Genomic DNA, 21,166 nt, shown 5'->3' on the forward strand with positions numbered 1-21,166 from the left:
AGATATTACTTCCATGTCCAGGTGCTGTTGACAAAGAAATTCCAACCGAAGGCGGCAATGATCCCGACTGCTGCTGATAAGATATAATGGAGTCCCATTAACTCGGTCAACGCTGCCAGCAGGCAAACGTAAATGATTAAGCCTCCCAGACTGGTGGTGTTAAAACGCCACAGCCGGCTCACGAATCTTGATCCATCGCGTTTTCGGTCGCTAAAAGTGAATCGGTCATTTAATATAAAATTGCAAATAACCGAAATCTCGAAAGCTATTGCGCCAGCCAACAGGTAGTTAAAACCGACAGCTTCCCGCAACAAAGCTATCAAACTCAAGTTAACCACTGAACCGCTGAGCCCCACGCCGATAAACTTTAGCATCCTTCGGAGTTCACCGGTACGTCGCATCAAGGAAACGAGATGTCTTATATAGTCAGTCTGGGTTATCATTGATAATTTGGTCGTTCCGGCTCGGCGGTTTTTAAAAACATAAGGCACTTCAACGGTTTTAGTTGACCTTCCTAGGCAGATGACTTCCAGTAGTATTTTATAACCTACCGGACTTAATCCCACGCCGAAGATAACCTCGCGTCGAAATAAAAAACAGCCGCTCATCGGGTCCTTAATCCCCCTGGTTGACGGAAGCAACAGGTGGGCAAGAAATACCGCGCCTCGTGAGATTAGTTTTCTGATAAATGACCAGTTGCCGACGCTGCCGTCCGGAACATAACGGCTGGCGATAGCTAGTTCGGCGCCTGTTTGGTTTACCGCTGCCACCAACCGGCTCATCACTTCCGGCGGGTGTTGAAGATCAGCGTCCATGACGCCAATCAATTCGCCTTTGGCTGCGTTAAACCCGTCGACAACAGCTGAAGCCAGGCCGCGTTTATCGGTTCTGACGATCACACTTGCGGGAAATTGTTTAGAAAAACGACGAACAATGTCTGCGGTTCCATCAGGCGAGTTGTCATCGATTACCAGAACATCAAAAGGGTACCCTCTCATCGCCGAGTATACCTGTTCCAGCAGTATCGGTACGTTGGCGGCTTCTTTAAATGTTGGTACCACAATTGTTAAATGAGGCTTATTCATGGCCACAATGCTATCTGAGCAGGTACAAGGCGTCAAGTTGATTCCAATCACTGGCCGGAGGACTTCATTGCCGGAAGTACCGGCAGTGTCTATAATTTCAAGTATGACCGGATCTAATGTCACGCTGAACATCATTAGTAAAGAAGAACTTATTGCCCGCAATCCTTATTTTATCGGGCTTTCAACCGGCGAAATGAAAGAGGTCTTCCAACTGACGTTTGAGCGGCAGGTTGGGCGCGGTGAGATTGTCACCTTAGAAGGCGGAGCCGACCGTAATCTCTACCTGGTAGCTTCCGGAGCGTTAAAAATATACAACACCTCCTCAGGGGGTAAAGAACAGATAGTCAGACTTGTCAGGCCGGGCGACAGTTTCAACGACGTCGCCGCTTTTGATGGCGGCATCGTACCAGCAACAGTACAATCCTTAACTCCAGCACTTCTGTATTCTATCAGCGGCCCGGCGTTGCTGGAGAGAGCCTGCCGTTTAGGCGGACTTGCTCCGAATATTGCCCGCCTGCTTGCCGGCAGAGTAAGGGATCTGAGCAGCCTTGTGGCCGATCTTTCTTTCAGACCGGTATCCGGGCGTCTGGCGCGTATCCTGCTTGACCAGATGAACCTAGAGTCGGCGCCATTTTTGACACAGAAGGATCTGGCTTCAATGGCAGGCACTGCCCGAGAAGTGGTGGCGCGGGCGCTTAAAGGGCTGGAGGACGAAGGTATTATCATGGTAGACCGTCATAAGATCGTTATCAAAGACCGGGTAAAACTTGAGGATAAAGCCGCATGATGAAAGTCACATACATTTCGGCGGCACCTGTCGATAATAGATATGTGGGTCCTGCAATAAAAATTGATCAGGTTTTATGCGATGGTTGTAATTTATGCCTGGCTGCCTGCAGCCGAGGTGTTCTGGCGGTTGTGGAAAACAGGATTTCTTGTCTTGAAACCGATGCTTGCGGTGACTGCGGGGTTTGTGAGTATATCTGCAGTCGCGGTGCTATCCGTTGGGAATATGAATTGGTCTCAATGGAGTCAAAGCCTGAGTGTTGACTATGCAGCCCATGGCTTGATTTAGATAGGCTTATCGGCATCAAGCGTAAGAATTCCATCCGCCAGACGGCGTACCTGGTCGTTGAAAACACTTCCGGCAAGAAGTATCAATCCAGAAAGGTAGATCCAGATCATTAAAGCGATGGCCGAATAGATTGGGCCGTAGATGACCGTAATCCGCGAAAACTGCTCCACAAAGTAGATAAAAACATACCTCAGGACTTCAAACAAGGCTGTTGCCAGTACCGCTCCCGGCCAGATATAGTGCCAAGGGTGCCTGGTCGTTGGAAGATAGGTATACATAACGATAAAAACGACCCAGGTAAGAATAGAGCCCACCGCAAGCAACGCGGCGTTTGTCGTGTTCCCGAAGAAAGGGATGACTACTGCGGGGAGTAAATTAAAAACCGTTGGCAATACACCCGAGACTAAGAATAGGAAACCTGCTCCCAGTGATAGTACAATATCCCGGGGTTTTCGCAGATAAAAAGGTCGTCGTTCGGATACGCCGCAAGACCTATTTAAGGCCACGCCAATAGCTGTGAACATATTTGAACTGGTCCATAACAGGGCGATAAAACTAACTGCGCCGACAATATTCCGTGAGGCGATAATGCTTTCGATATTTTCCACAACAATATCGGCGGCGATAGGCAGGTTGTCTTCCATGAAGCGGAGAATAGCCTGCTGAACTGTTTCGGAAGGCAAAAATATGCCGGCCAAAGCGATAAATCCTAGCAGCAACGGAAACAGCGACAGCATCGCGAAATAAGCAACTCCGGCCGCCAGGTGGGAAGCATCGTCTCTGCCAAGTTCCTCGATGGTACCGACCGCCAAACGGATGCCGGTAATGGATAACAACCGGTCTTTAAGTCGGTTGAACCTATTTTTGAAAGATCGTCGCGTCATGATGCAACAAAGGCAGGTGGTCTTCTAAGCGGGAGGCGTCGTTCAGGTAATAGAATATCTGAACAATGGTTGCCGTTAGAGGTACTGCGAGCAGAATACCCCATATTCCAGCGGTATAAGCGCCGAGTACGAGCAAAAGTAATGCCACCGCTGGATGAATATGTAGTAATTGCCCCTGGATCCGCGGCACCAGGAGGTTGTTCTCCATCAGTTGTACAAACAAGAACAAACCAATCACCCAGATGACAAGGTCGGGATAGGTTGCTAGTATTATGATCAGGGCAAAAAGCCCGCTGATCCACGGTCCGATGGTCGGCACCATCTCGAATACGCCGGCGATCAATGCCAGAAGCAAAGCCAGTCCGAAATTCACCCGCATTAGTAGTAAACCGATGAAAGTCACGCTGCCGACTATGCTTCCCAACAATAACTGAGCCCGGAGGTACCGTCCAAGTACTCCTCCGATGATTGTCAGGACGTTGCGGGTATGGATTGCCGCCTGGCGGGGGAGATTGTTATGCAGCGCGTTGCCCAGTTTCTCCCAATCTTTAAGCAGATAAAAAAGGAACATGGGCAGTGCAGCGAAGCCGAATATTACACCGATAGTATCGGGGATCAGATCGAAGCTCCGCCTGGCGAGATTCTCCAGAGCGGTTCCGATATTGCCGGTGACATCGGTGACAAATTGATCAATGCGGGCTTGAATATCTGGCGAAAATTGCGTCCTCACCGATTCCAGAAGATTGGAGAAATAACTCATCACGGCATCAACGATTTCGGAAGCATTGTCCAGCAGTTGATCCACCGTATTGATGAGGATTGCGATCATATAACTGGCGACCAGGACAATTAAAGCTGCCAACAACAATAACACGATAACCACCAGGATAACCCGGCGGTGTCGCCTCAATTTTTCAGGAAAGGTCACATGGCTTTCGAGCCAAACAACAGCCGGATGCAGGATGAAGGCGACCAATACACCAATAAAAAACGGGAGAAGAACGCTTCTAAGTGTGTATGCAATGCTGAAAAATACGACTAGTATCGCTACGAATACTATCGAGCGCCAGTGGCGGGAAGTCAAATGAAGGGATTGCACCGTCTATTCCAACATCGCTAGGCGCCAGGTATCAAATTGACGTCAGCCTCGGGCACCTGCGCGGTTAAGGATTTACTGGGCAACAGGTGGCAGGCGGTTCTCCAGATTGTTCCTGGCCGCCGAAGCTCCTTCTTTAACTTTATCAGCCAATTCTTCAGCTTTGTCGGATAATTCAATGGCTTTTTCTTTGAGCAACGCGCGCGTGGCTGATCCTGGTTGCGGCGCGTACATGAATCCGATACCGATGCCGATAGCCACACCAAGAATAAGACCGATAGAGAAGTTGCCAGTAGAATCGCTGGACATAGTCATTTCCTCCTATTGAAAATTACACCCAGCCCCGCCTTGAGACCCTGAAATAGAGCGGCGATTTCAATTACCGGCTTGATAAGTTCTTGGGTGGCAGTTTGGGTGAAATCTTCGACGCGGTCAGCGGCTTTTTCCAGTGAGGTCATAACAGTCTTGGAACGTTCATAAATGGCGTTGGTTTTTCGGTAGATGGAAATAACCAGCAAAAGGATGACAATGCCGATAAGAATGGCGACGACGCCGCCTATTACTATCACCAGATCGCGATACCATTCAATACCCATTTTGCCTCCAGTTGAACCGGCTAGCGCGTTTAGTTCAATCGTTCGAATTGATGATAACACGGGATATTAGGCGGTGCAAGTAACGGGATTAAAGTGCTCGTTTCCGGAATGCCGTGACCTCATGTCGTAAGGCTTCTGGCCGATGTCTGTTCAATCCGCCAGGTAGAATATCTTACCGAGACTGAGTATATGTTTAATGAACGGCTTCAACATTTTAAAAACCAACCTGGTAAAAAATGCGATGGCTAAACCAACCATCATACCGCCGGCGATATCGCCGGGATAATGCATTCCTGCGATTACCCTGGCGACTGAGTGGGCGGCAGCTCCTGTTAAAAATATTCGGCCGTATTTTCGGTTGCCTAACCAGATTGTAAAAGCTAAGCCGAAAAGAACGGACGCGGAGTTGGCCGGAAATGAAGAATCTGTAGGTTGATAGAGTAAAGCGTTAACCGCGATTTCATCAAATGGCCTGGTCCGATAAAAGAATATATTGACCAGATAGACCGTAAGAGTAGTCAAACCGATAGCGGCTGCGGCCTGTAAAACTATTTCCTGGCCTGTTCGGCGGCCTTCCCTTTGCCTTGAACCGAACCAAAGGAAAAACAATCCTAACGCACCGCCTACCATGATGAAGTAGTCGTTGGCCAAGCCCTTGATTACTTCGTCGATGAAACCTAAACGGCCCGCCACATGGTTTAGAAAAAGAGTCAGTGATTGATCAATCCTGATCAGCGTTTCCAAGTTTAGCCTTTATAATTTGATAGTAAGTATGCGACCTGAGGGCTTCGAGACCTGCATCAATCTTTCTGGAAGGTTTTAATTTATTGCGGTTAATCAGGGAGCTGAGTGCTATCGTGAAAAGGACGGATAACGCCGCAGCCAGTGAAAACAACCCTGCTTGCTGAGCCCCCTCTATGATTCCGACCGGATTGCGGTAGTTCCAGGTGAAAAAGGCCAGCATAGCCGGAAAAGAGAGCACCGCGGCATAAAAGCGATTTTTGGAGAGATCAAGGCTAAGCCATATGCCCCGTAGTCCGCCCTTCATTGCGGCGAACTGTAAAAAACCAAGCCCTGCGATGAAAACCAGTAAGAAATATTCGAAGGTTAACGACATCTATAAACAACAGATTGAGCGAGATTAAGAAATGATAAAACTGATCCGGATCATACCCGGCCTGCGGTATAGCACTGCCAGCAGACGATTTCGCAATCCGAGGCGTCCGGGCGAAATTGGCCGCTTTTACTTTCTGCGACCCAGGCTCCTGGCTTGCTCTCGCCGGTCCGCCGCTCCCAAATAAGCAAGCGGTTGCATCTTCCCGGATGCTGGTGGCTGCCGCGGGCGCATTCACACCTCCCGGAGGAACGGGTCCAGGCCTGCTGCACCACAACATACGAGAACATACGCTGACCTCACGGATTCATTCGGGGGAGATTATAGCACCGGATGAAACATTTGGTAAGGATTATTATGCAACAGATTTCTGCCGTAGCTGGCCGCAGGCGGCGTCGATTCCGGTGCCTTTACGCTGCCGGCGGGTAACCTTGACGCCGCAGCGGATAAGTTCATTCTGGAAATCTGACGACCTGGAGGTGGATGATGGCTTATATGGTGAATCGGGTATCGGATTCAATGGGATCAGGTTGACATGGCAGTTCAGGGCTTTCAGCAATACGCCCAGTTTTCTGGCATGAGGAATACTGTCGTTGAAGCCGTCGATCAGACAATACTCGAAAGTGACCCTGCGCCCGGTCTGCGACACATAGGTTGTGCAGGCCTGAACTATTTCGGCTACCGACCATCGGGCTAGACCGGGGACGAGCTGCTGCCGCATAGCGTCATCGGTCGAATGGAGGGATACCGCCAGCGTAACCTGCAGATTTTCGTCAGCCAGGCGCATAATACCTGGGACGTAGCCCGATGTCGAAACAGTCAGATTGCGGCCGCTGATACCCAACTCTTGAGCCAGAAGGTGTAGTGATTTGACTGTCGCATCATAATTTAGCAAGGGTTCGCCCATGCCCATAAACACAACATGGTCAACCGGTTTTTCAGCACGAGCTTTCAATTCCAAGACCTGACCGACGATTTCCCCGGCGGTAAGATTCCGTTTGAAACCGGATAATCCGGTAGCGCAAAAGACACACCCGACCGGGCAGCCTACCTGGGTAGACACGCAAGCGCTGAATCGGCCTGAATAGGGCAGGCCGACGGCTTCAACTGAACACTTGTCTTGAAGCTGCAGCAGAAGTTTGAACGTGCCGTCTGTTGCTTTCTGTTCTTTGAGTAAATCCGGTCGTCCGACGCAGTATTCTTCTTCAAGGCGCCGTAATATGGACGAAGGCAGGTTCCTCATGGCTCCAATGCTGATTATTCCTTTACGGTAGATCCAGTCCGCTATCTGGTTGCCGCGAAAGGTTGGCTCTCCAAAAGTCTCAGCCATTGAGCCGAGTTCAAATCTATTTAGACCGAGAAGGGATTTAGCGGTTATTTCAATCACGTTTGAATTATCTCAAAACTCCCTGAAGGCTACAAAGGTACCAACTGTATAAGGTGCCGTTTTGAAGAATCGTTCAGCACTATTCGGAAAGGCGAGATAAGACAGAAGGGCAATAACTATGAATAGTCAATTGCCCGCCGAAGCGGTCTGTTAGCCGGGTACGCATGATTGAATGAATCGTTTCGCCAGTCTGGAATCGCTGCCGAAATGAAGATGTAAATAGCTGGCCAATAAATTGTTGTTCGGGCCCAGGCAAAAGCCTTCGGCTTGCGTCTCGGGTTCGATTATCCGATAGGCGGCTGATTTAGCGTCCGGCGCGTCCAGTTTTGACCAGTGGAATAGATGGCCCCTGACTTCCTGGCCTTTTTCCGCGAGCGGCGAGTTTTTCACCACGCTGGCTATGGTGTATCCCAGGCGCTGGAGTTTGGACTGCATCTCGCAGCATCCGGGCAGCAAGCCAACCATATCGTATCGGTTGCCTTTGAAATCCGCTATACCGCCGGAAAGATACATCAAACCACCGCATTCGGCATAGACCGGCATACCGGCAGCCACAGCGTCACGTATGGAATGTTTCATTGAGAGGTTATTTTCCAATTCTGACAGAAACACTTCAGGAAAGCCCCCGCCGATATAAACGCCGTCGGTACCCATTGGCAAGCCGGCATCCGCAATTGGACTGAATTCAGTAATATCGGCGCCCCACGCCTTAAGTAATTCTATATTGGCTTCATAATAGAAATTGAAGGCGGCATCTCTGGCGACGGCGATTCGGCATCGTTGCAGTTGAGGCGTATCGGGGAAAAGCGACGGTTCCGACATTAACGCGAAATCCGGAGCTTGACGCGCCAACCCGATTAACAAGTCAAGGTCGATGTGTTCTTCGATCAAGTCTCCAAGCTCGCCGAGAAAATTGGATTCGGGGTCTCTTTCAGCTACTGGCACCAGGCCAAGATGTCTTTCTGGTAAAACAAGATTGGGCGCCTTAGGTAAATAGCCTACTACGGGTAAGCCGGTACGTTCTTCGATCGCGCTTTTAGCGGACCTGAGATGGCTCGGACTGCCGACCTGGTTGAGGATAACACCTGAGACATGAACACCTGGATCGTATGTCGCGTAGCCTAGAGCCATGGCTGCGGCGCTTTCACTCATTTTGGCGATGTTAAGGATTAAAAGAACCGGGGCTTCGATGAGATTCGCGATCTTGGCAGTAGAGCCCCCTCCGCCGGACTTACGGTGGCCGTCATACAGCCCCATAACTCCTTCAACAACGGCAATGTCGGTTTCACGGTTAAAATACGCGAACAGTTCTTTAAGGTTAGCCTCAGGCAACATCCACGAATCCAGATTATGGCAGGGAAGTCCCGCTGCCCCGGTTAGATATCCCGGATCTATGTAGTCCGGACCGCATTTGAACGGCTGTACATTCAGGCCTCGCCGATGTAACGCATAAGTCAATCCGGTGGAGATAGTGGTTTTGCCGACGCCGCTTGAAGTCCCGGCAATAACGAAACGAGGGATGTTCAATTTATCCTGACCAGGGAAATCATCAAATTATTGGGCATATGATTGACGATTCATTATATAACTGTGCGACATACGATGCCATCAGAGCCAAAGGTCTTAAGATTTTATTTCGCGAAGGTCAACTACCTGAGGTTCCAACCCGGAATCTCTCAGGCGCATTATAAAGCCCGGCAGTTCGTCGGAAATACAAACAATGAACACTTCCAGACCGTAGCGTACAGCCTGAATGGCTACTTCCTGGACGGCATAAAAATATCTCGGTTCTATATCGGCACGCCTGAGAGCGGCATAAGCCTCGATGCCGACAGCTCCGATATGTTTATGGCCGCGGCAAAACTCCTTTAAAGCATCAAGGTTTGTTCTAGCAGAACCGCCGCCGCTTATCGAAGGCACAATAGCTACGGATACGACACCTGGTTTAAGTTCGATGATGCCTTTTACTGAAGTGACGCCGACGTCTTCTCCGGCTTTACCATTCTGAAAAGCAACCCCGCGAGCTGCGGCGCCGCGGGCGTTTCCCGCCGTGAGCAGACCGTCTTTCATCCTCAAACCAACCTCTTGACCGGCATCTATGTCATTTTCGGCCAACGCGGCGTTGACGGTAATATCGGTGACTGCCTTTTCGGCAAAGTTTACATAATTATTGAGATCACGCAGTTCGCTTAGCATCCAATTGACGCCGGAAGACGTGACCCTGTAGCGGGAGCGGCCTTCAACCTGGACCAGACCTTCGGAGACTAAATGTTTAAGATACTCCGAAATAGCTTGGGGGGTGATTCCCAAAGCGGCGGCAATGTCTTTTTGTTCGATTGCCGGCCCTTTCGATGCAATCTCCACGATGATCTGGAAACGGGTTGAGGCGTTTTTGTTATGCAAAATGCTTTTCATAATGGTTGCCATGGACCAAAGATTAAATAATGTTGACTACGGTCCTATGCCTTGCATTCTCGAAGTGAAATCTGCGGGTGAAACGAGGCGGACATAGGCCGTACAGGGATCGAACCTGTGACACCCTGATTAAAAGTCAGGTGCTCTACCAACTGAGCTAACGGCCCAAGCATAGATGAGTTTAGCAAAAGGCCGCAGGCTTATGCAACCGGTCTTATGTTCAATAACAAACAGATAGGAGTTCTTTAGTCCGGTGAGTAGTGCCAGAGACGGTTTATGAGATTGCGAGATCCCGGAGGATGAACTCTTTAACCATTTCAACCGCGGCTTTAACTTTCGGGGTAAGTCCTTCGCCCAATGCTAAGCTATCCGGTTGGATGCCGTAGAAGACAATATCCAGAGGCAATTCGCCTAAAAGCCGCAATTGAAATACGGCTTCGTGCACGCCGATGTCATGTACTGAAACACTCATCTGCCGCAATTCCGCCAGTTGATCGATGCCGAACCGGAATACCGCCCCTGGTTCAGAACCGGCGGCAATTGCATCCGCAATAATCACTTTGTCGCGGCCGCGTATGATATCAGCAAGCTCCATTGCCCTGGTCGCTCCGTCAACCAATTCAATATGTTCAGGCAGCTTGCATTGATTTAATATATTTATAACTTCTACCCCTGCGCCCTCGTCGGAAAGGAGGATATTACCGACGCCAAGGATCAGGATCCGAGGCCGCGCCGCAGTATCGGTAGTCGGAAGTGCTACATCGCTCATGATAGCTGTAAATTACCATAATTGAGGTTGAATATACAGATTTACCGGTATACCTTGACTTAACCATCGGCTAATGATATAGGTACTCCAAGGCTAATTTCGCCTTCTTCCCATTCCCAACATGGCTGCTTTACGAAAAAGGAAATATCGTCTGGATTATGCCGCATGAAACAGAATCCGGTTTTGGAACCAGCGCCACCCGGCTTTATGAAAATTTCGGTGCCCATTTAACTATCTCCGCAGACGGAGTCCCGGGCGCATCGTTCCAGGTTTGGGCGCCGAATGCCGATGCCGTCTCGGTGATCGGTGATTTCAACGGCTGGAATCATTCATCACATCCCCTCAGCATTGACCGGCAATCAGGAATCTGGAGAGGTTTCATACCGGGAGTAAACAAGGGGCACCTTTACAAATACCGGATATGCCGGCGGGATGGGGATTACATCGCGGATAAATCTGATCCTTTTGCTTTTCATACCGAAACGCCGCCAGGAACGGCATCCGTGGTCTGGGATAACCTTTATCGCTGGCATGACCGGAAATGGATGGCAGAGCGGGGGAAAATGCTTTCAACAGATACGCCTGTCGCCATCTATGAAGTCCATCTCGGTTCATGGCGCAGGAATAACGGCCGCTGTCTCGGGTATCGAGAAATCGCCCTCCAATTAGCGGATTACGTCCTTGATATGAAATTTACCCACGTTGAACTGATGCCGGTCATGGAGCATCCTTTTTACGGTTCCTGGGGCTATCAAGTGACCGGGTTTTTCGCGCCGACCGCGCGTTACGGAACGCCGCAGGATTTCATGTACCTGGTGGATTACCTGCATCAGCGAGGCATCGGCGTCATCATGGACTGGGTGCCGTCTCATTTCCCAGACGACGCCCACGGCCTGACATTTTTCGACGGCACCCATCTCTATGAGCACCGAGACCCCAGGCAGCGTGTACATCCCGAATGGCACAGCCTGCTTTTCAACTACGGCCGTAAAGAAGTCAGGGATTTCCTTTGCGCCAGCGCCCTTTTTTGGCTGGAAAAATACCATATTGACGGGTTGCGGGTAGACGGCGTCGCCTCGATGCTGTATCTGGATTACGGGCGCAAGCAGGGAGAATGGCTGGCCAATCGGCTCGGCGGCCGGGAAAATCTTGAGGCGGTTGAGTTTTTACGGCAAATGAATACCCTGATTTCCCGGGATTTTGAAGACGTACAAACCATCGCGGAAGAATCCACCTCGTGGCCGTTAGTCTCCCGCCCGGTTCAACAGGGAGGTTTGGGGTTCGGTTATAAATGGGATATGGGATGGATGAACGACACTCTGCGTTATATGGCGCTAGATCCGCCTTTTCGTTCTTTCCAGCACCATCAATTGACGTTCCGGGGTATGTATTCCGGTTCAGAATCATTCATTCTGCCGCTGTCACACGATGAGGTAGTGCACGGTAAAGCGTCGCTGCTGTCAAAGATGCCTGGCGATGACTGGCAAAAATACGCCGGTTTGAGGCTGATGCTTGGATATCAATACTCCTTGAACGCCAAAAAACTGCTGTTCATGGGCGGTGAGTTCGGCCAGCGCGGCGAATGGAACCACGATGCTGAACTTGAGTGGCGCCTCCTTGATTTTGAACCGCACCGCGGTATCCAGAAGTGGACTGCTGACTTGAATCATCTGTATCGAAGCGAACCAAGCCTGCATCAGTTGGATTGCCATGAAGACGGCTTTGAGTGGATCAACCCCGATGATTCAAGCAATTGCGTGTTGGCATTTATGCGCAAAGCCCCCGGCTGTGCCCCGGTCGTGGTTGTCTGTAATTTCACGCCAGCGGTCCATCATCATTATCGCGTCGGCGTACCGGAAGCAGGGTTGTATCTAGAACTGCTTAATAGCGATGCCGAGATTTACGGCGGCAGCGGCCAAGGCAATTTAAGCTGCGTAGGTTCTCAATCAGAACCGCGGCATGGCCGTCCGCACTCGCTTGATCTTACCCTGCCGCCTTTGGCAGTTATATTTCTAAAGCGCCGGTCGTGAGGTTTACTTCGAATATAAATGATGGATCTGAATTCTGTGGTTCTCGGCATAGATCTTGGTGGTACCAAAATCCTTTCGGCCGCAGTTGACAGGCAAGGAAAGGTAATCTGCCGTGACCTGACTGCCACACCCGTCGCTTCCGGTCCCCCGGGCGTGATAGCAACAATCAACGAGTCGGCAAGACGGGCTATCAGGCACAATCCCAATGACATCAAAGCTGTCGGTCTCGCAGTTGCCGGTTTGGTTGAATCGGCCAATGGCATTGTCCATACTTCTCCTAATTTACCCGGGTGGAATGACGTTTCTATCACCCTGGAGCTAGCCTCAACCTTCGGCAAACCGGTCTTCACTATCAACGATGCCCATGCCGCCGCGATCGGCGAGCTTAAATACGGCGCCGGACGCGGCTGCCGGCACTTCATATTTATCACCCTTTCCACCGGAATTGGAGGCGGTCTGGTTCTCGACGGGAATATTTACGAAGGCTTCAGCGGCTTCGGTGGTGAGATTGGCCATATGGTCGTCGACGATGATGGACCGGAATGTGGCTGTGGGAACCGGGGTTGCTGGGAGATCCTCGCCTCCGGTAAAGCTCTCGAGCGGGAAGCCCGCCGTCGCATCGCATCAGGTGAACCAACATCGATTTTATCATACTGTCGTCCCGAACCTGGTGGAGAACCTGGGCGGGCGCAGATCGATTGCCTCAATGCCAAAACCATCCACACCGCCGCTATTGGCGGAGATATCCTCGCTCTTGAACTGATTAAGCACCACGCCTACTACGTGGGTGTCGGACTGGCCAATATAGTCAACATCTTCAACCCGGAGCGGGTTATCATCGGTGGCGGGTTGTCGAACATGGGTGACTTGTTACTGAAACCTGCCATAGAGGAAGCCGCCCGCCGCGCCTTCAAGCAATCGTTCAAAGCCGTCCGTTTCATGACAGCCGAGCTCGGCGCCGATGCTGGTGTTATCGGTGCCGCGGCACTTGCATGGAAAAATCTTATGTAGGTTGTCTGGGTTTCTTCATCAAATGTAACAAACCCAGAGATAACACCACCTGGCAACTAAACCAGTGAATCGCCAACATAATTCGGACCATTTTAATCCACCCCAAATCCATACTCGGCAAAATATTATTCTGCGTACCTACCAAAAACGTCAGCATCCACTTGACACATCAAGGGAACATAAGTGCTATAATATACCAACGGTGATTAATAAAGTCTATCTCGTATATTTCCAAAATATCGACCATCTTATTAAGACCAGGGAACATGTCGTTGATACGTAAACCCGTACAACAGAACTTGGGCGCTGCGGTACAGTAGGGGCAGCCGAATAAGCGTGCCTATCGCGGAGCGATAAGGCACTGTCAATGGTTCGGACTGGTGCGGGAGTAGCAAGAAGGATTTTACGATGTTTGATTCCAAAAATATCGATAAACGAAGCGTAGCTTTGCCAGGCGACATCAGCAAACGTATAACAACGGCTTCGTTTCACCTAAAATATATTTTTAGTGAAAATACAAAGATGAATAACAAAACCCAATCGCCTGAGACCTATAACTGAAAACTGGCAGTTACCTCGGTGATTGCCACAATTGACATAAAAAAGATATAATGCAAGGTTGATTTTCAAGGAGTCGTAACTATATGCCGTTAGATAAGATCATTGTCAAAGGCGCCAGGGAGCATAACCTGAAGAACATAGATGTCACTATCCCTCGGGATAAATTGGTAGTCATCACCGGGGCTTCTGGTTCCGGCAAGTCATCCCTTGCTTTTGACACCATCTATGCGGAGGGCCAGCGCCGCTATATGGAATCCTTGTCGGCTTACGCCCGTCAGTTTCTGGGACGAATGGAAAAGCCGGATGTCGATTACATTGATGGACTGTCGCCCGCCATTTCTATAGACCAGAAAGGCGCATCGAGGAATCCTCGTTCCACGGTCGGTACGACGACCGAGATCTATGACTATCTGCGACTGTTGTTTGCTCGGGTCGGACACCCCCACTGCCCGAACTGTGGTCGGGAGATCTCCATGCAGGCAGTGGAACAGATTGTGGACACTGTGAAAGCCCTCCCGGAAGAGTCGAAGATTTTCGTCCTGGCGCCATTGGTCAAGGACCGCAAAGGCGAACACCAGGCCATCTTCAAAGAACTCAGGAAATCAGGCTACGCCCGTGTCCGAATTGATGGCACGACACGCGATCTATCTGAAGATATCGAACTCGACAAGAAGAAGAAGCACAAGATTGAGGTTGTCATCGACCGGTTAGTTATCGGGCAATCTGACACCCAGGCGCGCTTGGCTGACTCAATTGAAACAGCCTTGAAACTGGGTGATGGTGTCGTCGTTATATCAATCGTCGACGGAATGGAGTATCTCTTCTCTGAGAAGTTCTCTTGCGCTGACTGCGGTATTTCATTGGGTGAAATCGAACCTAGGAGTTTCTCATTCAACTCACCCCATGGCGCCTGCCCCGACTGCACCGGCTTGGGCATCAAGATGGAGTTCGACCCTGACATGGTTATCCCCAACAAAAAACTGTCTCTGGCTGAGGGGGCTATTCATCCCTACCAGTGGCAAACGTGGTACTTTTCGCAACTTGAAGACGTAGCCCGTAAACACGGCTTCAGTTTAAACGTGCCGGTGGAGCGCCTCACGCCTGGGCAGGTAGACATTGTTCTCTTTGGTGAGGACGGCAGCAAAATTAAATACAAAAACCGCTTCGGAAAAACGCGCGAGTATTCCTCCGGATTCGAGGGCGTCATTCCCCGACTTGAGAGGTTATACAGGGATTCGGAATCTGAGCAGGTTCGTGCCGGTATTGAACGGTATATGGTATCGACCCCTTGTCCTTCCTGCGGCGGAAAAAGGTTGAAACCCGAAGCACTTTCGGTGCTAATGGAAGGTAAAAACATTGCCGAAATCTCCGCTCTGTCGGTGGTCGACTCCCTCGATTGGGTTGATGTTCTCGCCGACCCCAACACACCACTCTCGGAGCGCGAACAGATCATCGCCAGGCAGATCTTGAAAGAATTGAAATCACGCCTGGGTTTCCTCGCGGATGTGGGGTTGGATTACCTGTCGATTGACCGGGCTTCAGCGACCCTGTCCGGCGGCGAAGCGCAGCGTATCCGACTGGCAACGCAGATTGGTTCCGGCCTGATGGGCGTACTCTACATCTGCGACGAACCTACGGTAGGTTTGCACCCTGCCGATGACTCCCGTCTCATCGATACTTTGAAGAGGCTTCGCAATCTGGGCAACTCAATACTGGTCGTCGAACATGATGAAGCGATGATGCGAGCCGCAGACTGGATTGTTGACCTTGGCCCAGGAGCCGGCGAGCACGGAGGTCATGTCATCGTCTCCGGGCCCTTGAGCGAGGTGCTGGACTGCCGCCACTCAATCACTGGCGCCTACCTCTCCGGCCGTAAATCAATCCCCTTACCGGACAAGCGGCGATCGGTTCTGGGTAAGGAGTTAGTTATCCGGGGCGCCAGGCAAAACAACTTGAAAGATATCGACGTCCACATCCCGTTAGGAAGTCTGGTGTGCATCGCCGGCGTCTCCGGCTCAGGTAAGAGCACCCTGGTGAACGAGATACTTTTTAAAAAGCTAGCCCAGGTTTTTTCCGGCGCCCGTGAGAAACCCGGCGACCATGACGGCGTCGATGGCCTGGAGTACATCGACAAGGTTATAGCCATAGACCAGTCACCGATCGGTCGTACTCCGCGGTCGAATCCTGCCACCTACACCGGCGCCTTTACACCGATCCGTGATCTTTTTACCACTGTACCAGAGGCGCGAGTGCGTGGTTACAACCCCGGGCGTTTCTCCTTTAACATCAAAGGCGGTCGTTGCGAGACATGCCGGGGAGAGGGCTACATAGAGATCGAAATGCAGTTCCTTCCAGACGTAACCGTGCCATGCGAGGTATGCCGGGGAAAACGCTACTCCCGCGAGGTGCTGGACATCAAGTTCAAAGATATGAATATAGCCGAAGTTCTCGATATGACTGTTGATCACGCCCTTGATTTCTTTGAGCATTTCCCGTCTATCAAGTTCAAGCTCAAAAGCTTGCACGACGTCGGTTTGGGTTACATCAGACTTGGTCAGCCGGCGCCGACACTGTCCGGCGGTGAAGCCCAGCGTATTAAGCTTGCCTCTGAGTTAGCGCGGCGTGCCACTGGGCACACCCTTTACATCCTTGACGAGCCGACTACCGGGCTGTCATTTGATGATGTGGCGGCGTTGCTCAAGGTGATGCAACGGTTGGTGGCATCTGGCAACTCCGTGGTAGTTATCGAACACCAGTTGGATATAATCAAGAATGCTGATTGGGTTATTGACCTTGGACCTGGAGCTGGGCACCGCGGCGGGCAGATTGTTGCAGTGGGTACGCCTGAGCAGGTGGCGCAAGTACCATGCTCAGCTACCGGGGTTTACTTAAAAAAAGTATTGCCATCCTAGACCAATGTATGCTTGTCCAGCCAGCGGATCATCGTTCCCAGCACGAAATCGTGGCAAGGCTCGTTGAAAATTTCGTGGTAGCAGCCGGGGAAGAAGTGAAGTTCTTTGTCGGTAGATGCGATGGAATTATAGAAAAGTTGGCTGCCGGAAGGCTCCGCCAAACGATCGGAAGCGCCGTGCATGAGAAGGACCGGCAACTTGATCTTCGCAGACAATGCTTGAACGTTCGACATGGCGTCAAGCATTTCAGCACCCGTACGGGCCGGTATCTTGCCAGTAAAAACCAGTGGATCTCCAATGTAATTTTTAACAACATTCTCGTCCCGGCTAATCCCTGCGCACTCAAGTTGTCTCACACCGAGACGAGGAATGATGACAGAAAGTGTTTTTACTAATTTTAAGGTTCGCTTTGTGATGCTTTCACCAGCTTTGAGCACTAGGCCGGACAGCACAGCACCGGTGACCCATGTTGGGTGGCACGTGCTGTAAAAAGCCGCCTCCAGCGCCCCTAAGCTATGGCCGATGATGAACAGCGGCAGGCTGGGGTTTTCTTGCCTTACAAAATCAACAAAACGGCTGAGATCGCCGGTTAAATCGGCGAACCGATCGATATAACAGCGCTTGCCTGGAGATTTCCCATGCCCGCGCTGGTCATAACTCCAGACGGAGTAGCCCTTGGGAACCAGGTAATCAATCACGTTGTTGTACCTGCCTGAGTGATCAGCCAGTCCGTGTACCAGCACGACAACAGCTTTAAACCTGCTATCTGGCAACCAAGCCTGATAATACAGCGCTTGCCCCTTGCTGATGTTAAAATCCCCTTCAAGATAACGCATTGGGCGTAAATATAGCAATTGACTCACCTTTTGACAACGTTAAACGTTGGTTATTAAGATATGCGCCGAGGAACAAACTATGAATCGTGAGCAAGCCCTTTCCGAGGTACAAGGTAGGGTATGCAACCCCAATCTCATCAAGCATATGCTGGCTACGGAGGCAGTTATGCGGGCGTTGGCTGAACGGTTAGGAGAGGATGTAGAAGATTGGGGTTTAGCAGGACTTTTACACGACGTGGACTTGGAAGTATGCAAAGGCGATTTAGCTGTTCATGGCCAGATGTCGGCGGAAATGGCGCGCAGGATGGGTGTCTCTGAAGCCGTTTGCCATGCCATCGAGTGCCACAGTACAGAAGGTGAATCTTGCCAGAGCCTCCTGGATAAAGCCCTCTATTGTGCCGACCCGGTGACCGGGCTAATCACCGCCGGCGCTCTCATCCGGGCTGAGAAGAAATTGGCAATAGTTGAATCTAGGTCCATCTTGAAACGCTTTAAAGAGAAGAGTTTTGCCGCCGGCGCTAACCGCGAACAGATCGCAAGATGCGCAGACATCGGCCTGCCACTAGAAGAATTCATCGGATTATCGCTAAAGGCGATGCAGGGCATATCCGACCAGCTAGGTCTCTAGTTGTAACTAACCCGGATACTGCTACCGTCGGAAATCTTAATGACCTCGATACGTGCAGGAAAAGCGTCCTTGAACTCCTCGATGTGGGTGATCACCAGGATACAGTCGAACTGGTCTTGGATGGAGGCAATAGCCTCCTTGAGCTTTTCAATGCCGGTGGCGTCCTGGGTGCCGAAACCTTCGTCGATAATAAGGGTGCGTAACGGAGCGCCGGCTCGATGGGCCAGCACACGGGATAACGCCAATCTAAGGGCAAAGTTTATGCGGAAGGCCTCACCGCCGGAGAAGAGATCGTAATCGCGCGTGCCCAGTTCGTCGCTGATCTTAATGTCGAAAGTCTCTGCCAGTTCTCCTTTTCTCGTAGCCCGCTGCAGCTCTAGCTTCAGGCCCATACGGTTGTCGGTCATCTTGGCCAACAGCCGGTTGGCCTCCGCCTCCATCTCGGGCACTGCGTTCTCGATCAACAGCGCCTGGATGCCGTTTTTACCGAATGCTTGGTGCAATGCCTTGTAGGTACTTTCATCAGCTGCGTGCCTTGTCATCTCTATCATCTGCCCGGCCAGTTTCTGCTCCAGGTCGTAAAGTTGGGAAAGCCCCTGTTTTAAACTGCCTACATGCTCGGCAGCCTGGCTTGTGGTGGTGGCCAGCATTTTCAACTTGGTCTCGGCGGCGGCTAGGTCTCCGGCTTCGAGGCGGGGCAATTTTGTCAGCGCCTGCCGAAGTTCATCAACCTCCGTCAGACGCTTCCGAAGCCTCTCTTCCAACTCTCGTACGGATGCTTGGTTTTTCCTCAAGTTCAATTCCTCACTGGCAAAGAGCTTCTCGGCCTGCGCGAGTTCCTGCCGGCGCATCTCCCAACTTTCCAGCGATTTAACTTGTTCAATCAATTTCCTGTGTTCTGCTGGATCGTAATCCAGACAGCCGATAGTCTCATCAAGCGTCTTCAGCGTATGACGCTCTTCTTGGGCGTATTCATGTTCTTCGATCAGCCGGGTGATCTCGGCTATTTTCCTTTCGCCTTCGGGCAAACGCCCGGCGGCAGCTTCTGCTTCAGCGATCTCATGTTGTAGCCGGACCTCCAGGGTATTCAAACGTGCCCGTTCGTTCTTGATCGTATTGTCGAGAGCCAAGTGGCGCTCAATGGAACCAATCTCCCAGGCTTTATCTGCTCTTTCGGCAGCCAATTCGGCCAGGCGGAGTTCAGCCGCGGCTCGTTCGGCACTATATTTGGCCTTAACCATTTTAAACCGGCCATCGCCTAATTCGGCGTCGCACACCGGGCAGAGGGCGACGTCACCGGTTGAGGTAAGCAGCCCCAATTTTTCGGTTATTTCAGCAAGGCGCTGAATTTGCCCCTGCTCCGCGGCGCCAATAGCGGAAAGTTCTACTTTGAAAGCCTGAAGCCGTAGTTTTTCACTCTCGAGCAAACGCTCCCTGGCAGTCAGCTTATCTGACTCCAGCTTGAGCGATTCGGCGTTCAACCGCAATTCATTAAGTTTCCTGGACTTTTCCAAAAGCTCTTCATATTTCGCCTGCCAAGATGCGCGTTTGTTTTCTAAAAAGTGACGGGCTTCGATCACCTTCTTCTCAACTACCTGCCGCTCACCCTCGAGACGGCGTACTTCGGCCAGCTTAACGCCGTATTCATCATTCGCCTGCCGGGCGATGATATATCTGGAGTAGTTGACCTCCACTTCAGCCTTATTAGCAAGAATAGCCCGGTGAATAGCGATGCGTTTTTCCGTTTCCGCAACATCAGTTTTACGAAGGCTCAAATCGTCCAAGTTTTCCTTCGCAGCTGTTTCGGCTCGTGTGAGCGCCTGTTCGTATGATTCGATGAGCTGGCGTGTTTGCCTCATACTTTCCATGGCGGCACGTTTTCTGGTTAAGACCTCTTCGGTATCGGCAAGTTCCCGCTGGGCAGAGGCTAAAGATGACTCAAGGGCTGGTCGTCTTTCAAGCTGGCATTGGTCCAATTCTATACTTTGAGCGAGGAGATTTTTTGCCGAAGCCGCCTGATTGGCCTTATCTCTGGCTCTATCAGCCAACTCATCATAGGAGTCCAGACCGAGGATGCTGACCAGCACTTCTTTACGTTGTGAGGCGGTCAGCCCGGTGAAATGGTCCGCCTCTCCCTGTTTCAGATAGGCGGAACTTACAAAAGTATCGTAGTCGAGGTGGATTATTTTCGTTATCTTATCTTCGGTTTCACTTATGGTATTCCCGGATATTGATTTAAGCTCTTCTCGGGAGACAAGGAAAAGCGCCAGGCTGCTCTGCCCGACGCCACCGGTCTTCCTGGGTTTAACCCGGCGGCGAATGACCCGATAAACCTGGCCGTCTCCGGCGCGGAAGTCGAAGATAATTTCGGTTTCTGATTCGCCCTGAGTGATCAGATCATCATCGGTAGTTGAGCGGCTGCGCAAGCGGGATTTGCCCCAGAGTGCCCACGTCATGGCATCGATGATGGAAGTTTTACCGGCACCGTTATCTCCGGTGATGCATGCGAGTTTTATGCCCTCGAAAGAAAAAGGCGGCAAGCTGCCGCGGTAGGGCAGGAAATTTTTCATCTGGAGGCGGACTGGTATCATCTGCGGCAGACCTGAGAAAGAAGTTTTGTTGTCGCCTTGTCGAGATTAAAAAGATTTAAGTAAAAACGATTGAAACGATACTCTTTGGTGATTTGTTTGGACTGCCTTACAGGCGTTTTTCGATAACAGAAGAACGGATCCAACTCCAAATCGAGATCGCGGCCCGTTCTCAGATA

Annotated in this window: 19 protein-coding genes and 1 tRNA gene; 5 read left to right on the top strand and 15 right to left on the bottom strand. The window is 51.0% G+C overall.

The genetic code is table 11. The features are described from left to right. Positions 1-5 precede the first annotated feature (5 nt). Positions 6-1,085 carry a glycosyltransferase family 2 protein gene (locus ABV300_RS05630; protein ID WP_353715365.1) on the bottom strand — a complete coding sequence of 360 codons (1,080 nt, stop codon included), beginning with the start codon at positions 1,083-1,085 and terminating at the stop codon, positions 6-8. 67 nt (positions 1,086-1,152) lie between these two features. On the opposite strand from ABV300_RS05630, the gene ABV300_RS05635 reads away from it, so the two are divergent. Further along, positions 1,153-1,872 carry a Crp/Fnr family transcriptional regulator gene (locus ABV300_RS05635; RefSeq protein ID WP_353713923.1) on the top strand — a complete coding sequence of 240 codons (720 nt, stop codon included), beginning with the start codon at positions 1,153-1,155 and terminating at the stop codon, positions 1,870-1,872. Between the two features lie 284 nt (positions 1,873-2,156). On the opposite strand, the gene ABV300_RS05640 is transcribed toward ABV300_RS05635, so the two are convergent. The 12 genes from ABV300_RS05640 to ABV300_RS05695 all read right to left on the bottom strand — a co-directional run bounded on the left by ABV300_RS05640 (position 2,157) and on the right by ABV300_RS05695 (position 10,421). Next, positions 2,157-3,044 (bottom strand): YihY/virulence factor BrkB family protein, encoded by an 888-nt coding sequence (locus ABV300_RS05640; RefSeq protein WP_353713924.1) that lies wholly within the window; start codon positions 3,042-3,044, stop codon positions 2,157-2,159. Continuing rightward, positions 3,019-4,143, bottom strand: a complete 1,125-nt coding sequence (locus tag ABV300_RS05645) for an AI-2E family transporter (RefSeq protein ID WP_353713925.1) — start codon at positions 4,141-4,143, stop codon at positions 3,019-3,021. Before ABV300_RS05645 ends, ABV300_RS05640 begins: the two co-directional genes overlap by 26 nt. Positions 4,144-4,215: 72 nt before the next feature. After that, positions 4,216-4,449: a YtxH domain-containing protein gene (locus ABV300_RS05650; RefSeq protein ID WP_353713926.1), complete on the bottom strand. Its 234-nt coding sequence runs from the start codon at positions 4,447-4,449 to the stop codon at positions 4,216-4,218. A gap of 2 nt (positions 4,450-4,451) precedes the next feature. Beyond that, a complete protein-coding gene (locus tag ABV300_RS05655; protein WP_353713927.1) occupies positions 4,452-4,736 on the bottom strand; it encodes a hypothetical protein in 285 nt (94 codons plus the stop codon). A 150-nt stretch (positions 4,737-4,886) separates the two neighbouring features. Then, on the bottom strand, positions 4,887-5,480 hold the full coding sequence (locus ABV300_RS05660; RefSeq protein ID WP_353713928.1) for a phosphatase PAP2 family protein: 594 nt from the start codon (positions 5,478-5,480) through the stop codon (positions 4,887-4,889). Further along, the gene (locus tag ABV300_RS05665; protein WP_353713929.1) at positions 5,458-5,853 is read right to left on the bottom strand and encodes a hypothetical protein; all 396 of its coding nucleotides are present in this window, start codon (positions 5,851-5,853) and stop codon (positions 5,458-5,460) included. Before ABV300_RS05665 ends, ABV300_RS05660 begins: the two co-directional genes overlap by 23 nt. A gap of 50 nt (positions 5,854-5,903) precedes the next feature. After that, positions 5,904-6,140 (bottom strand): hypothetical protein, encoded by a 237-nt coding sequence (locus tag ABV300_RS05670; RefSeq protein ID WP_353713930.1) that lies wholly within the window; start codon positions 6,138-6,140, stop codon positions 5,904-5,906. Between the two features lie 65 nt (positions 6,141-6,205). Further along, the gene (gene rlmN / locus ABV300_RS05675; RefSeq protein WP_353713931.1) at positions 6,206-7,237 is read right to left on the bottom strand and encodes a 23S rRNA (adenine(2503)-C(2))-methyltransferase RlmN; all 1,032 of its coding nucleotides are present in this window, start codon (positions 7,235-7,237) and stop codon (positions 6,206-6,208) included. 150 nt (positions 7,238-7,387) lie between these two features. Beyond that, the gene (locus tag ABV300_RS05680; RefSeq protein ID WP_353713932.1) at positions 7,388-8,764 is read right to left on the bottom strand and encodes a cobyrinate a,c-diamide synthase; all 1,377 of its coding nucleotides are present in this window, start codon (positions 8,762-8,764) and stop codon (positions 7,388-7,390) included. 96 nt (positions 8,765-8,860) lie between these two features. Further along, complete coding sequence (locus ABV300_RS05685) at positions 8,861-9,652, bottom strand: MarR family transcriptional regulator (protein ID WP_353713933.1); 792 nt, start codon at positions 9,650-9,652, stop codon at positions 8,861-8,863. 94 nt (positions 9,653-9,746) lie between these two features. Continuing rightward, positions 9,747-9,819, bottom strand: a tRNA-Lys gene (locus ABV300_RS05690). A 107-nt stretch (positions 9,820-9,926) separates the two neighbouring features. Next, complete coding sequence (locus ABV300_RS05695; RefSeq protein WP_353713934.1) at positions 9,927-10,421, bottom strand: hydrogenase maturation protease; 495 nt, start codon at positions 10,419-10,421, stop codon at positions 9,927-9,929. A 158-nt stretch (positions 10,422-10,579) separates the two neighbouring features. On the opposite strand from ABV300_RS05695, the gene glgB reads away from it, so the two are divergent. The 3 genes from glgB to uvrA all read left to right on the top strand — a co-directional run bounded on the left by glgB (position 10,580) and on the right by uvrA (position 16,935). Beyond that, positions 10,580-12,451, top strand: a complete 1,872-nt coding sequence (gene glgB / locus ABV300_RS05700; protein WP_353713935.1) for a 1,4-alpha-glucan branching protein GlgB — start codon at positions 10,580-10,582, stop codon at positions 12,449-12,451. Between the two features lie 18 nt (positions 12,452-12,469). Next, complete coding sequence (locus tag ABV300_RS05705; protein WP_353713936.1) at positions 12,470-13,462, top strand: ROK family protein; 993 nt, start codon at positions 12,470-12,472, stop codon at positions 13,460-13,462. A 644-nt stretch (positions 13,463-14,106) separates the two neighbouring features. Then, positions 14,107-16,935: an excinuclease ABC subunit UvrA gene (gene uvrA / locus ABV300_RS05710; protein ID WP_353713937.1), complete on the top strand. Its 2,829-nt coding sequence runs from the start codon at positions 14,107-14,109 to the stop codon at positions 16,933-16,935. Here the strand turns inward: uvrA and ABV300_RS05715 are convergent. Then, positions 16,932-17,771 carry a lysophospholipase gene (locus tag ABV300_RS05715; protein ID WP_353713938.1) on the bottom strand — a complete coding sequence of 280 codons (840 nt, stop codon included), beginning with the start codon at positions 17,769-17,771 and terminating at the stop codon, positions 16,932-16,934. The genes uvrA and ABV300_RS05715 overlap by 4 nt on opposite strands. A 79-nt stretch (positions 17,772-17,850) precedes the next feature. On the opposite strand from ABV300_RS05715, the gene ABV300_RS05720 reads away from it, so the two are divergent. Next, positions 17,851-18,399 carry an HD domain-containing protein gene (locus tag ABV300_RS05720; RefSeq protein ID WP_353713939.1) on the top strand — a complete coding sequence of 183 codons (549 nt, stop codon included), beginning with the start codon at positions 17,851-17,853 and terminating at the stop codon, positions 18,397-18,399. Here ABV300_RS05720 and ABV300_RS05725 read toward each other — a convergent pair. Next, positions 18,396-20,990 (bottom strand): SMC family ATPase, encoded by a 2,595-nt coding sequence (locus tag ABV300_RS05725; protein ID WP_353713940.1) that lies wholly within the window; start codon positions 20,988-20,990, stop codon positions 18,396-18,398. The genes ABV300_RS05720 and ABV300_RS05725 overlap by 4 nt on opposite strands. Positions 20,991-21,166 lie beyond the last annotated feature (176 nt).

Origin of the sequence: Dehalogenimonas sp. 4OHTPN (assembly GCF_040448695.1) — a bacterium.
In the GTDB taxonomy this organism is placed as follows: Bacteria; Chloroflexota; Dehalococcoidia; order Dehalococcoidales; family Dehalococcoidaceae; genus Dehalogenimonas.